The sequence below is a fragment of the Streptococcus moroccensis genome (genome assembly GCF_030812835.1).
Lineage (GTDB): Bacteria > Bacillota > Bacilli > Lactobacillales > Streptococcaceae > Streptococcus > Streptococcus moroccensis.
The window spans coordinates 1-12,937 of the sequence record NZ_JAUSTM010000012.1 but is presented as its reverse complement, the minus strand read 5'-3'; the positions used below and the strand labels follow the sequence as shown (position 1 = coordinate 12,937).

The 12,937-nt window shown below is 41.6% G+C and carries 14 protein-coding genes, 1 tRNA gene and 1 pseudogene; 14 read left to right on the top strand and 2 right to left on the bottom strand.

The window, feature by feature from the left end; all coding sequences use genetic code 11:
- Positions 1-29: 29 nt before the first annotated feature.
- A complete protein-coding gene (gene treC, locus J2S23_RS06700; protein WP_307121978.1) occupies positions 30-1,655 on the top strand; it encodes an alpha,alpha-phosphotrehalase in 1,626 nt (541 codons plus the stop codon).
- 283 nt (positions 1,656-1,938) lie between these two features.
- Here treC and J2S23_RS06695 read toward each other — a convergent pair whose 3' ends face one another.
- Positions 1,939-2,757 (bottom strand): transporter substrate-binding domain-containing protein, encoded by an 819-nt coding sequence (locus J2S23_RS06695; RefSeq protein WP_307121977.1) that lies wholly within the window; start codon positions 2,755-2,757, stop codon positions 1,939-1,941.
- A 211-nt stretch (positions 2,758-2,968) separates the two neighbouring features.
- Between J2S23_RS06695 and J2S23_RS06690 the strand changes: the two genes are divergently transcribed.
- From J2S23_RS06690 to J2S23_RS06630, 13 genes and pseudogenes are all read left to right on the top strand, one after another.
- On the top strand, positions 2,969-4,174 hold the full coding sequence (locus J2S23_RS06690; protein WP_307121976.1) for an argininosuccinate synthase: 1,206 nt from the start codon (positions 2,969-2,971) through the stop codon (positions 4,172-4,174).
- 31 nt (positions 4,175-4,205) lie between these two features.
- On the top strand, positions 4,206-5,603 hold the full coding sequence (argH, locus tag J2S23_RS06685) for an argininosuccinate lyase (RefSeq protein WP_307121975.1): 1,398 nt from the start codon (positions 4,206-4,208) through the stop codon (positions 5,601-5,603).
- A 94-nt stretch (positions 5,604-5,697) separates the two neighbouring features.
- Positions 5,698-6,069, top strand: coding sequence for a ribonuclease P protein component (gene rnpA, locus J2S23_RS06680; protein ID WP_307121974.1), 372 nt, complete (start codon positions 5,698-5,700; stop codon positions 6,067-6,069).
- Complete coding sequence (locus J2S23_RS06675) at positions 6,053-6,877, top strand: YidC/Oxa1 family membrane protein insertase (RefSeq protein ID WP_307121973.1); 825 nt, start codon at positions 6,053-6,055, stop codon at positions 6,875-6,877. The genes rnpA and J2S23_RS06675 overlap by 17 nt, the downstream gene beginning before the upstream one ends.
- 18 nt (positions 6,878-6,895) lie before the next feature.
- A complete protein-coding gene (jag, locus tag J2S23_RS06670) occupies positions 6,896-7,873 on the top strand; it encodes an RNA-binding cell elongation regulator Jag/EloR (protein ID WP_307121972.1) in 978 nt (325 codons plus the stop codon).
- 248 nt (positions 7,874-8,121) lie between these two features.
- Entirely contained in the window at positions 8,122-8,367 is a 246-nt protein-coding gene (locus J2S23_RS06665; RefSeq protein ID WP_307121971.1) for a GlsB/YeaQ/YmgE family stress response membrane protein, read from the top strand.
- Between the two features lie 92 nt (positions 8,368-8,459).
- On the top strand, positions 8,460-8,705 hold the full coding sequence (locus J2S23_RS06660; RefSeq protein ID WP_307121970.1) for a GlsB/YeaQ/YmgE family stress response membrane protein: 246 nt from the start codon (positions 8,460-8,462) through the stop codon (positions 8,703-8,705).
- Between the two features lie 210 nt (positions 8,706-8,915).
- On the top strand, positions 8,916-9,608 hold the full coding sequence (locus J2S23_RS06655) for a GntR family transcriptional regulator (protein WP_307121969.1): 693 nt from the start codon (positions 8,916-8,918) through the stop codon (positions 9,606-9,608).
- A 125-nt stretch (positions 9,609-9,733) separates the two neighbouring features.
- Positions 9,734-10,066, top strand: coding sequence for a hypothetical protein (locus J2S23_RS06650; RefSeq protein WP_307121968.1), 333 nt, complete (start codon positions 9,734-9,736; stop codon positions 10,064-10,066).
- A gap of 256 nt (positions 10,067-10,322) precedes the next feature.
- Positions 10,323-10,460 carry a 50S ribosomal protein L34 gene (gene rpmH, locus J2S23_RS06645; RefSeq protein ID WP_083903309.1) on the top strand — a complete coding sequence of 46 codons (138 nt, stop codon included), beginning with the start codon at positions 10,323-10,325 and terminating at the stop codon, positions 10,458-10,460.
- Between the two features lie 179 nt (positions 10,461-10,639).
- Positions 10,640-10,725: transfer RNA gene (locus J2S23_RS06640), tRNA-Leu, on the top strand.
- A gap of 153 nt (positions 10,726-10,878) precedes the next feature.
- Entirely contained in the window at positions 10,879-11,760 is an 882-nt protein-coding gene (locus J2S23_RS06635; RefSeq protein ID WP_307121967.1) for a class II fructose-bisphosphate aldolase, read from the top strand.
- A 263-nt stretch (positions 11,761-12,023) separates the two neighbouring features.
- Positions 12,024-12,431 (top strand): annotated as a pseudogene (locus tag J2S23_RS06630) (transposase); the annotation flags it as partial.
- 79 nt (positions 12,432-12,510) lie between these two features.
- Here the strand turns inward: J2S23_RS06630 and rpmB are convergent.
- Complete coding sequence (gene rpmB, locus J2S23_RS06625; RefSeq protein WP_001140949.1) at positions 12,511-12,699, bottom strand: 50S ribosomal protein L28; 189 nt, start codon at positions 12,697-12,699, stop codon at positions 12,511-12,513.
- Between the last annotated feature and the right edge of the window lie 238 nt (positions 12,700-12,937).

The following is a 12,937-nucleotide window of genomic DNA, read 5'->3' as shown; positions in this document are numbered from 1 at the left end:
TCCGTTTACTGATAGAGAAGAGGAGTAGTATGGTGAATGAGAAACACCGCAAGGTGGTTTATCAGATTTATCCAAAATCATTCAAGGATACAACAGGTGATGGGGTCGGAGACCTTCGTGGGATTATCGCGAAATTGCCTTATTTGGCGGACCTGGGCGTGGATATGGTCTGGCTGAACCCCTTTTATCCCAGTCCGCAACGGGATAATGGCTATGATGTAGCGGATTACACGGCGATTGACCCAAGATTTGGGACCATGGCAGATTTTGAGGAAATGGTGGAAAAGGCGCGTGGCTACGGCATTGGGTTTATGCTGGATATGGTCTTGAACCACTGTTCGACCGAGCACGAGTGGTTCCAAAAGGCTTTGGCAGGAGACCCTTTTTACCAAGACTTCTTTATCTTAAGAGATGAGCCGACGGATTGGGTGTCAAAGTTTGGGGGCAATGCCTGGTCACCGTTTGGGGATACGGGGAAGTACTATCTGCACCTCTTTGACAAGACCCAGGCAGACCTCAACTGGCGCAATCCGCATGTGCGGGAGGCCTTGTTTGATGTTGTGAATTTCTGGAAGGAAAAAGGAGTCGAGGGCTTCCGCTTTGACGTCATTAACCTGATCGGTAAGGACGAGGTCTTAGAAGATTGCCCTGTCAATGATGGTAAGCCGGCCTATACGGACCGTCCCATTAACCATGATTACCTTCGGATGCTGAATGAAGCTAGCTTCGGGCAAGCCCCTCATTTGATGACGGTTGGTGAGATGAGCTCGACCACGGTGGAAAACTGCCTGCTCTACTCTCGTCCTGAGCGTCAGGAATTGGACATGGCCTTTAACTTCCATCACCTCAAGGTTGACTATGAAGACGGTCAAAAATGGACCATCATGCCCTTTGATTTTGCGGAACTCAAGCGCCTCTTCCACACTTGGGGAGAGGAGATGAGCGAGGGCGATGGCTGGAATGCTCTCTTTTGGAACAATCATGACCAACCCCGAGCCCTCAACCGCTTTGTAGACATTGAAAACTTCCGTGAAGAAGGTGCCACCATGTTGGCTGCCAGTATCCATCTGTCCCGTGGGACCCCCTATATCTACATGGGGGAAGAAATCGGTATGGTCGATCCGGATTATGACACGATGGCCGACTACGTCGATGTGGAGAGTCTGAACAATTATCAGATTCTGCTTGATCAGAGCAAGGCACCTGAAGACGCCTTTGCCATTATCAAAGCCAAATCCAGAGACAATGCACGAACTCCAATGCAGTGGGATAGCTCAGAAAACGCTGGCTTCACCACGGCGACTCCGTGGCTCAAGCCAGGTAAGTCCTACCAAGAGATCAATGTCGCCAAGGACCAAAATGGCGTCATCTATACCTTCTATAAAGACTTGATTAAACTGCGCAAGGACATGGCCCTAATCTCTGAAGGCAGCTACAAGGCTAGCCATCAGGACCACCCGCAGGTTTATGCCTTTGAGCGTCATTATGAAGGTCAGGCACTCCTTGTCCTCAATAACTTTTATGGTACGGAGACGCCGGTGGCTCTTGGAGAGTTTGCGACAGGTCGTGTCTTATTCTCTAATTACGAGACAACAGAGCTTGGACAAACAGTTACCCTACAACCTTATCAGACCCTGGCTATTTTAAAAGGCTAACGGCTAACCTTGGTCAGTTAAAAAGGATTTTATAAGAAAACCTTAAAACGAAGCATTAATTAGGATTTTTTGAAGGAAAAAATGCAGAGCTTGAGACAGCAAAATCTCAAGCTCTTTTGTGCGTATGGGCCTAAGAGAATTTATATTGGGCAACCTGAGCAGAAGTGAATCCTTTAAAAAATATTTTTAGGAGTCTAATGAAGACAGACTTGTCAATAAAAAAACTGCCTGCTATTTTCTAGCAAGCAATTTTTTATATTTTATTGAGGCAAAAAATGATAGCTTATTCTGTTTCACCTGTTGATAGGTCGTAGGCTTCTTGGACGTATTGATCATACTGACCAGAGTCGACGAGTTCTTTGACAACCTTGTTAACGGCTTCTAATAGCTTTTCGTTTTCTTTAGGAAGGGCAACTGCATAAGCGTCTGTCTCAGAAGAATCGAGTTCCAATGTTGACAAGGTAATGCCAGCATTGTTAGCGATATATCCTTTAGCGATTGGTTCTTCTAAAATAACCGCATCAACTTTACCTGCTACCAATTCTGCAATCATGTTGCCGTTAGAAGTGAGGGAGACGATTTTAGCATCCGGTAATTGTTCTTTGGCAACTGCTTCTTGAACAGAGCCTTTTTGAACAGCGATGGATTTTCCAGCAAAGCTATCAACACTTGTCAAATTACCAGCAGCCCCTTCTTGGACAATGACCACGTTGTTGGCAGTGTAGTAGGCGTCAGAGAAATCATAGACCTTAGCCCGTTCAGCTGTTGCAGAAATACCAGAAATCGCAATGTCGGCTTTACCGGATTGTAGACTACCAAGAACATTATCAAAACTCATTGGAGATAACTCCAAGTCTACACCAAGCTCATCAGCAATCGCTTGAGCCAACTCTACATCTGAACCAACAATGGTATTTTTTCCATCTACTAGTGTTTCGAATTCAAAAGGTGCGAACTCAGGGTTCATGGCAACAACAATTTTGCCTTTCTCAGTAATCGTATCTACTAAGTCCGTTTCAGACGATGTGGCTCCGCCACACGCTGCTAATGTTAGAGTAGTAGCTGCAGCGACAACTCCTAAAATCATTTTCTTGAATGTCATATCCATTCCTCCTAAAAAATATTGTGTATAGATATGCATTATATAGTTTAAATATACGGTTGTCAAGCTCTTTTTGAGAATTTATTCTAAATAAATAATAAAAAACTGAAAAATATAACATAAAACAGTTGACAAAAGCATAATTATTCACTAAAATACTGCATATAGCAATTTAATGCATAGCATTGTTAGAATTAAGGGAGAGATTTTTATGTCGAAAGAAACAGTAGTTTTAGCCTATTCAGGAGGATTGGACACATCAGTCGCCATTGCTTGGCTAAAAGAAAAATATGACGTTGTTGCCGTTTGTATGGATGTTGGTGAAGGAAAAGATTTAGACTTTATCCATGATAAGGCCTTGGCTGTTGGGGCGGTCGAATCTCATGTCCTGGATGTTAAAGATGAGTTTGCAGAAGAGTATGTCCTTCCAGCGCTTCAAGCCCATGCCATGTATGAACAAAAATACCCACTGGTTTCGGCGTTAAGTCGTCCAATTATTGCCAAAAAGTTGGTTGAAGTGGCGCATAAGGTAGGAGCCACAACCATTGCTCATGGATGTACCGGTAAGGGGAATGATCAAGTGCGTTTCGAAGTCGCGATTGCGGCTATGGCGCCGGACCTGAAGGTAGTTGCACCAGTTCGTGAATGGAAATGGTCTCGTGAAGAAGAGATTGCTTATGCCAAAGAAAACAACGTGCCAGTACCGGCTAATTTAGATTCTCCTTATTCCGTAGACCAAAACCTATGGGGACGGGCAAATGAGTGTGGTGTTTTGGAAAACCCTTGGAATGAAGCGCCTGAAGATGCTTTTGGAATCACTAATTCTCCAGAAACCGCACCTGATCAACCAGAATACATAGAGATTACCTTTGAAAAAGGTGTTCCTGTAGCCTTAGACGGGAAAGTCTACAAATTGGCTGATTTAATTCAGGAGCTGAATGTTCTTGCAGGGAAACACGGTGTGGGACGGATTGACCATGTTGAAAATCGCTTGGTTGGTATCAAATCGCGTGAAATTTACGAATGTCCAGGAGCGGTTACCCTGCTTGCTGCTCATAAGGAAATCGAAGATTTGACCTTGGTACGTGAGTTGTCGCATTTCAAACCGATTGTTGAAAATGAGTTGTCTAACCTCATTTACAATGCGCTTTGGTTCAACCCAGCGACACAAGCTTTGATTAGCTACATCAAACAAACCCAAGAGGTTGTGAATGGAACAGCTAAGGTCAAATTATACAAGGGTTCTGCTAAGGTTGTGGCTAGAAAGTCACCTAATTCACTTTATGACGAGAATCTAGCGACCTATACAAGCGCTGATACCTTTGATCAAGATGCGGCGGTTGGCTTTACCAAACTTTGGGGCTTACCTACAAAGGTCAACGCTGAAATCAATGGCAATCCCTTGACAAAATCATAATAGCATTACTAGCATAAACTAAGGAGAAACAATGACAACAAACCAAAAACTTTGGGGTGGGCGTTTTGAAGCGAGTCTGGAAGACTGGGTAGAAGAATTTGGAGCTTCTATTCGGTTTGATCAAAAACTAGCAAAATATGATATTCTCGGCTCAATTGCCCATGTGACCATGTTGGGAACAACAGGAATTTTACCAGCAGATGAGGTCGAACAAATAAAGGGTGGTTTGAAGTCTCTGTTAGCAAAACACGACCAAGGTCAGTTGGTCTTTGATGTTAGTAATGAAGATATCCACATGAATATCGAATCCTTGCTAACAGCTGAAATCGGTCCTGTGGCCGGCAAGCTCCACACAGCCCGTTCTCGGAATGACCAGGTTGCCACAGACATGCACCTCTACCTCAAAGACAAGCTTTCAGAAGTGCTCGAAAAATTAGGGCGTCTTCAAGAAGTCCTGGTTTCAGTAGCCGAAGACCATGTTGAAACGATAATGCCGGGGTACACCCACCTTCAGCATGCTCAACCGATTTCCTTTGGTCACCATCTGATGGCTTATTACAGTATGTTTAAACGCGATAGTGAACGGTTTGCTTTTAACCAAAAGCATGCTGACCTATCTCCCTTAGGCGCAGCTGCTTTGGCTGGAACAACCTTTCCAATCGATCGTCAAGAAACCAGTGATTTAATGGGGTTCGAAAGCCTCTATCGTAATTCGCTTGACGCAGTTAGTGATCGTGATTTTATCCTAGAGTTCCTAAGCAATGGCAGTTTGCTCATGATGCACATGTCTAGACTCTGTGAAGAAATCATTTCCTGGTGTAGCCATGAATACCAGTTTGTGACTTTATCAGATACTTTTTCAACAGGCTCTTCTATCATGCCACAAAAGAAAAACCCTGACATGGCGGAGCTTATCAGAGGGAAGACGGGGCGTGTCTACGGCAATCTCTTTGGTCTTTTGACCGTCATGAAATCTTTGCCACTTGCCTACAATAAGGACCTTCAAGAAGATAAAGAAGGGATGTTCGACACCGCTGAAACGATAACGGTAGCGATTGATATCTTAGCAGGCATGTTATCTAGCATGACGGTTAACACAGCAAAAATGGCCAAGTCGACAGAACAGGACTTTTCAAATGCCACAGAACTAGCCGATTACCTAGCCGATAAGGGCTTGCCGTTCAGACAAGCGCATGAGATTGTTGGTAAATTAGTTTTGGAATGTAGTAAGGCAGGCCATTTCTTGCAGGATGTTTCCTTGGAAGACTACCAAGCGATTTCACCCTTGATTGAGCAGGACATCTATGATGTTCTTGCCAGTAAAACAGCTGTCCAACGTCGTCAATCGATTGGCGGGACAGGTTTTGATCAAGTCCGTTGGCAAATTTCTCTGGCGAAAGAGGATTTGGCTCAAGGTGTTAAACAGTAAAAATATAGAAGAAAAAGTCAAGAATTTGTAAGGATTCTTGGCTTTTTTGTAAAATGTGATATAATGATAAGGTAATTGTCAGATGGAGGATCTTTTGAAGAAGAGTTATCGTGTCAAACGTGAAAAAGATTTTTCAGCTATTTTCAAGCAAGGTCAAAACATCGCCAATCGCAAGTTCGTCCTTTACCATTTAGAGACAGAGCAAAAACACTTTCGCGTCGGCTTATCAGTCAGTAAAAAATTAGGCAATGCGGTGGTGAGAAATCAGATTAAACGCCTGATGAGACATGTTTTGATCACGCATCGCCAACAAATCAAGGCTGAGGATTTTGTTCTGATTGCCCGAAAAGGCGTTGAAGACTTGAACTATCACGAGATTGAGAAAAATCTATTGCATGTATTAAAACTAGCTAATTTATATGAAGAAGAACAAGAAGAAGGAAGAGACTTTGAAACGAACGACTAAGCTGATGACTTTATTGGCAGGAAGCGCCCTCTTTTTATCAGCATGTGCGCAGACCCCGGCCAATCAATCAATGATTACGAGTGAATCAACGGGTTTTTGGAACCAGTTTGTTTATTATTTTGCTGAAGCCATCCGCTTTTTAAGCTTTGGTGGTAGTATTGGAATAGGTATTATCCTCTTTACCATTTTAATTCGAACCTTACTGTTGCCTTTATCCAAGATGCAGATCGCATCTAGTCGAAAAATGCAGGAGCTTCAACCGCAACTAAAAGAATTAAAGGAAAAGTATCCTAGTCGAGAAGACATGACCCTTCTTAACGAGGAAACCCAGCGCCTTTACAAGGAAGCAGGAGTCAACCCGATGGCTTCGATGATTCCAACCTTTATTCAGCTCCCAATATTGATGGCGCTATTTCAAGCCCTCAGTCGGGTAGAATTCTTAAGGACAGGGCATTTTCTCTGGCTCAATCTTAGTGAACAAGATCCGACGTATGTCCTTCCGGTGCTAGCAGCGATTTTCACCTTCCTAAGTTCTTGGTTGATGAATAAGGCTCAATTAGAAAAAAATGGGATGATGTCAGTGATGACCTACGGATTTCCAATCATGATTTTCTTCTTTGCTGTATCAGCATCTAGCGGGGTTGCCTTGTACTGGACCGTCAGCAATGCTTACCAAGTATTCCAAACATTGCTCTTTAACAATCCTTTTAAAATCATAGCAGAGCGGGAAGAGAAACGTAGAGAAGAAAAAGAGCGTCAAGCCAAGATTCGTCGTGCCCAGAAAAAAGCATTGAAAAAAAGAAAATAATAAGCTAGGAGAATTCTTATGTTATTCACAGGAAGTACAGTAGAAGAAGCGATTCAGGCCGGATTAAGGGAACTGCAGATTCCACGTCATAAGGCTCATATCACTGTTGTTGCGCGTGAGAAAAAAGGTTTCCTTGGGATTGGCAAAAAACCAGCTCAAGTAGAAGTAGAGGCAATTAAAGAAACAACTGTTCAGAAAGCTGACCAGCAGGCTGTTCGTGGTGTTCCTGATGAAGTTAACCAAAAAAATGCCCCAGTCAAGAGTGTCAGTGAAGAGACCCGTGACCTCAGCCGAGTGGTTGCTGCTGTCAAAAAAGCCGAGAAAGAAGGGGAGTTGGTTGACGAAGACGTCAAGGCTCAAATTTTGAAAAATGACAAGCCTGCAACTACTATACTTGAAGAAACTGGACAGACAGCTATTTTACAAGAAATAGATAACCGATCGACTTCTGATTTCACGATCCAAGAAGCATCAGATTCGGAACAAAAGAGTTCTGAGCTAGTAGAACAGATTTCCACAGAGCCTTCATATAAGGTCGAGACGGTAGCTAGCGAAGTTTCTAGCTATCTCCAGACAATCCTAGATGGGATGGATGTTGAGGCAGAGTTAGATGTCACCCATAGCCACAGGTCTATTAGTGTTCAAGTAGAAACAAATGAACCAGGTCGTGTCATCGGCTATCATGGGAAAGTGCTTAAAGCATTGCAATTATTAGCGCAAAATTATATCTATAATAATTACGCCAGAAACTTCTATATCACGGTCAATGTTAATGATTACGCCGAACACCGTGCAGAAGTCTTGCAAGGCTATGCTCAAAAAGTAGTAGATAAAGTGCTGGAAACAGGCTCAGCCTACCATACGGATCCTATGTCAAATAATGAGCGTAAAATGATTCACCGCATTGTTTCCAAAATTGATGGGGTGACTTCCTATTCTGAAGGAAACGAACCGCACCGTTACGTCGTGATTGACGTTGACGGTCAAGATATCTAGAAAAAGTGAACTTGGGACCAGAGTCTCAGGTTCATTTTTTTCAGTGGATTAACAGACGAAAAAGAAATTTTAAACTTTTTTTAAAATTGTGAGCGTTTCCTCTTGCTTTTTTAACCAAAATAGGATAAACTAACAACATAGAAATAAATAAGTGTGGTCACTTTGGAAATGAGTGGTTCTGCTTAGACCATTTATTTCTAAACTATTTCAGAAGCAGATGCAAAGCATCAGAAAGGGAGGTAGGACCTATGGGTTTATTATGGTCACTAATCGTCGGAGCACTTATTGGAGTCATTGCAGGAGCCTTAACCAATAAAGGTGGCTCTATGGGTTGGATTGCTAATATTGTCGCTGGTCTTGTTGGATCAGCAGTTGGACAATCACTGTTTGGTTCATGGGGACCAGCCTTGGCAGGAATGGCACTAGTTCCATCAATTCTAGGTGCGGTTATTGTCGTCTTAGTTGTATCCTTTGTGTTGGGACGCAGCAAATAAGGTATCAGGAACGATATAACTTAACAAAGTTAAAGTAGTTCTAACAGAAGCATCATAAGAGATGTGTTGAACAAGAAAGAGAGGAACTCGTTATGGGTTTATTATGGTCACTAATCGTTGGAGCACTTATTGGAGTCATTGCAGGAGCCTTAACCAATAAAGGTGGTTCCATGGGCTGGATTGCTAACATTGTCGCTGGTCTTGTGGGTTCAGCCCTTGGCCAAGCCCTCTTTGGTTCATGGGGACCAGTCTTAGCAGGCATGGCAGTCTTTCCATCAATCCTAGGTGCGGTAATCGTAGTCTTAGTAGTGTCCTTTGTCTTGGGACGCAACAAGTAAGCTATATCGACAAAAGAATAAGACAGTTTTAGATGCTTATCTTTAAAAAAATCTCAGTTGATATAAAGTAGGTAAGGGATGGCAGATTGCCTTACCTAACCTACTTTTTTACTTGATAATATTAAGAGAATTTTTTAGATTTAAATAAAAATAAATTAAAAAGAGGTAGTTTATTGTACGTTTGATATAAAAAGTGAGAAGGTGTTAGCTATGAATCAATCCGTTCAGCGTAGGAGTTGGGGGAATACTGCAAAGTATCAGAAAATAGCTGTTGCAGTAGCTAAAAAGATTGCTACAGGGGATTATAAGGTTGGCCAAAAGATTAAATCACGGACAACTCTTGCTTCTCTCTTTAATGTTTCTCCAGAGACCGTTAGAAAAGGGATTAATATCTTAGCTGATCACAAAATTGTGACAACAAAACACGGTAGCGGTGTTTGGATTACTTCTCAAGATAAGGCATTGGCGTTTGTTCAGAGTTATGAACAGGACCATTCCCTTGCTGTTATAAGACAAGATATTGAAGAAAAACTGGAATCACAAAGACTGGAAATGTTAAAACTGGAACAAGCTCTTGAAGAGTTATTCCAACAAGCTAAAAAGTCAAGCGGGCAGTTCGCTCTTCAACTGTATCGCTTAGTCTTAAAAAATCCATTGAAGGAACCGAATGTTTCCTTGCTTCAGAGAAATATCTGGCAAAATAGTGGTGCGACCATTGTTGCTTTGGCACGGGATGAGACCTTGAAAATATCTCCTAATCCAAAACTGATTCCCCGTCAAGGTGATGTGATTTACTTTGTTGGGAGTGAGGAGTCCCAGGAACAAATGGAACTGCTCTTTGACCAAGCGCAGTCAGAATTATTAAATGAAAAGGAGCCTCAATATGGCCAGACGCAAAATTAAAATTATGGATGTTATAAAACTCATTAGTGTAGCTTTACCCGCTATTCAATTAATCCGCCAGATGTTAAAAGATGAAGACGATACTCCTACAAAACAGTAAGGGGCATTAGAAAAAGAGGTTTATCATGACTAAAAAGAAAAGTAATGTGTTATTTGGGTTGGGATTGCTTGCCACAGCAGCTTCTCTGGCTTACTTACGTTTAACGCCAGAGCAAAAGAAAAAAATCGGTGATGTTAAGGATGATGTGTTGAAATCTGCTTCTAATCATGTTGATACAGCAACGGAAAGTTTGAAAGATGTCACAGATTCTATCGTTGATGAAGCTGGTCACGTCGGTGAAAATGTCTCAGAAAAAGTAGCAGCTTCTTCTGAGAAAGCCCAAACCAATATTGATGATGTTATTAATCTCGTTGAGGAAAAACTTGAGGACTTTAGAAAATACCTTCAAGATAAATAAGCCAACCAACTCCAGAGGCCAAGCATTTGCTCGGTCTCTTTTTGCCGAGTAAGTCTAGAAAGCTAGAAGATTGGAAAGAAATCGTTTTAGTTGTTTACAGTTCAAAATGGCATTTCATCTTCAATAGCTCGTTTTAAAAAATTAGCCACGTAACTTGACAAATGGTAGACTTTCCGATAGAATGGTAAAGTATGTTTAGTAACTGATCAAAATAGCCGGCTAAACGAATACGAAAATTCTAGAGGAGGTATTCACCGTGAAACGTACATTTCAACCAAGTAAAATCCGTCGTGCTCGCAAACATGGTTTCCGTAACCGCATGTCCACAAAAAACGGACGTCGCGTATTAGCAGCTCGTCGCCGTAAAGGCCGTAAAGTATTAGCGGTTTCTTAAAATAGATACGTTTAAACCAGTAGGAACTCGAGCCTATTGGTTTTTTGGACTAGTCATCTATTCTATAAATATAGATAGCATATTGGCTAATATACCTAAATATCTGGAAGACTTACTATAAAATGAGATAAAAGTATTGACAATTTAGTAGGGACCTGATAGAATAGATTTTGTTGTTAGCGGAAATGGCGGAATTGGCAGACGCGCAGGACTAAGGATCCTGTGGCCGCTTTAGGCTGTGGGGGTTCAAGTCCCCCTTTCCGCAGAGTAGACCAGAACGGATGTTCTGGTCTTTTTTGCGTTAAAATCGCTGGCTTTTTTTCAGTAAGTTACATGATTGACTGGAAATTATCTTAAAATTATGATAAAATGATGGAGTAGTGGTAGAAACCACAAAAATTATGAGGAGGCTATTAAAATGCCATTAGTTTCAGCAGAAAAATTTGTCAAAGCAGCTCGTGAAAACGGCTATGCTGTTGGTGGATTTAACACAAACAACCTTGAGTGGACTCAAGCTATCTTACGTGCAGCGGAAAGCAAGAAAGCTCCAGTTCTTATCCAAACATCTATGGGTGCTGCTAAGTACATGGGTGGTTACAAAGTCGCTCGCAACTTAATCGCTAACTTGGTTGAGTCAATGAACATTACTGTTCCTGTTGCGATTCACCTTGACCATGGTCACTATGAAGACTCTCTTGAGTGTATCGAAGCTGGTTACACTTCAATCATGTTTGATGGGTCACATCTTCCAGTTGAAGAAAACCTTGCAAAAGCGCGTGAAGTCGTTGAATTGGCTCACTCTAAAGGTATCTCAGTAGAAGCTGAAGTAGGTACCATCGGTGGTGAAGAAGACGGTATCGTTGGTAAAGGTGAATTGGCACCAATCGAAGATGCTATCGCTATGGTTGAAACAGGGATTGACTTCTTGGCTGCTGGTATTGGTAACATCCATGGCCCTTACCCAGAAAACTGGGAAGGTCTTGACCTCGATCACTTGAAGAAATTGACTGAAGCAGTTCCAGGATTCCCGATCGTATTGCACGGTGGTTCAGGTATCCCTGATGAGCAAATCCAAGAAGCTATCCGTCTTGGTGTAGCAAAAGTTAACGTTAACACAGAAGGTCAAATCGCATTTGCTAATGCTACGCGTGAATTCTCTCGTGCATACGATGCTGATGAAGCTGGTTATGACAAGAAGAAGCTCTTCGACCCACGTAAATTCTTGGCACCAGGTATTAAAGCCGTTCAAGATGCTGTTGAAGACCGTATCGATGTCTTCGGTTCAGCAAACAAAGCTTAATCTCCTCATATACGTGATTAAATCAAGGTTTATCCGCAAGGATAAGCCTTTTTTATATGATTTTGCCACTAAAATCTAATATTTTTAATCTAATTGGTTGAGTATTGAAAAAACAAAGCATTTGTTTTTAGCCATTACTTAATCAAGAGGCTGGATCATACATCAAGCATCCTTGAGTTTATTTAGCGAAGCGAGCAACTAGTGGGATGTATTTTATGGCATATTGTCAAGTCAAGTGCAACACGTTCGATACTGAATTAGAATTCCTTTCGAGGACGTTTAGACAGATCTTGAGACCTAAGGATGTCGTTGAGAAAACACTAACCTTCTTAAAAGACCTCCGCTATTACTATGACCTTTATCAGCTGCTCTTATTCCATTTTCAACAGAAGAACCACACTTACTTTTTTGAACTGATTGAAGAAGATATGACCACTGTCAACTCAACCTTTCAAACCGTCTTTAAGACCTTTAAAAAATATAAAAAATACATTACTAATGCCCTAGAATTACCTTATTCCAACGCTAAACTAGAAGCCACTAATAAACTGATCAAAGATATAAAACGAAATGCCTTTGGTTTTAGGAACTTCAAGAACTTTAAAACTAAAATTTTGATCGCTTTGAACGTGCAAAAAGAGAGAACCAACGTGATTCTCTCTCGTACATGATATAAGTCACCCACTACAGTTGACAATGAGCCCTGTTTTCGGGCATCAAAAAACAGCCCTTTCGGACTGTTCTCGCTTCTTATACGCGTTCAACTTTACCTGATTTAAGGGCACGTGCTGAAACCCAAACTTTTTTAGGTTTACCGTCGATCAAAACAGTAACTTTTTGAAGGTTTGGTTTAACTGTGCGTTTAGTTTGGTTCATCGCATGAGAGCGGTTGTTGCCTGATACAGTCTTACGACCTGTAAAGTAACATACTTTAGCCATTCTTACATCTTCCTCCTGATTGATTTAACGGGTTTTTCACCACATACTTGAATAGTATAACAGAAACTTACCTATTTAGCAAGGACATTTGCTTTTTTTATTTTAAAAATAAAAAAACGGCACATTGTCGAAAGTTCTAAAATGAAGTTAGCCATTTTTAAGAAACTGTGCAGGAGACAAATAGTTCAGTATTTTCTTAGGATAATGATTGATCCAATTTTCGATGAAAGCGACCTGT

What these genes read in the sequence shown, in the direction of transcription:
- jag (WP_307121972.1), top strand. Translation starts at nt 6,896, where the DNA reads ATGTTATTCACAGGAAGTACAGTAGAAGAAGCGATTCAGGCCGGATTA.
- J2S23_RS06635 (WP_307121967.1), top strand. Translation starts at nt 10,879, where the DNA reads ATGCCATTAGTTTCAGCAGAAAAATTTGTCAAAGCAGCTCGTGAAAAC.
- J2S23_RS06665 (WP_307121971.1), top strand. Translation starts at nt 8,122, where the DNA reads ATGGGTTTATTATGGTCACTAATCGTCGGAGCACTTATTGGAGTCATT.
- treC (WP_307121978.1), top strand. Translation starts at nt 30, where the DNA reads ATGGTGAATGAGAAACACCGCAAGGTGGTTTATCAGATTTATCCAAAA.
- rpmB (WP_001140949.1), bottom strand. Translation starts at nt 12,699, where the DNA reads ATGGCTAAAGTATGTTACTTTACAGGTCGTAAGACTGTATCAGGCAAC.
- J2S23_RS06650 (WP_307121968.1), top strand. Translation starts at nt 9,734, where the DNA reads ATGACTAAAAAGAAAAGTAATGTGTTATTTGGGTTGGGATTGCTTGCC.
- J2S23_RS06655 (WP_307121969.1), top strand. Translation starts at nt 8,916, where the DNA reads ATGAATCAATCCGTTCAGCGTAGGAGTTGGGGGAATACTGCAAAGTAT.
- J2S23_RS06695 (WP_307121977.1), bottom strand. Translation starts at nt 2,757, where the DNA reads ATGACATTCAAGAAAATGATTTTAGGAGTTGTCGCTGCAGCTACTACT.
- argH (WP_307121975.1), top strand. Translation starts at nt 4,206, where the DNA reads ATGACAACAAACCAAAAACTTTGGGGTGGGCGTTTTGAAGCGAGTCTG.
- J2S23_RS06690 (WP_307121976.1), top strand. Translation starts at nt 2,969, where the DNA reads ATGTCGAAAGAAACAGTAGTTTTAGCCTATTCAGGAGGATTGGACACA.
- J2S23_RS06660 (WP_307121970.1), top strand. Translation starts at nt 8,460, where the DNA reads ATGGGTTTATTATGGTCACTAATCGTTGGAGCACTTATTGGAGTCATT.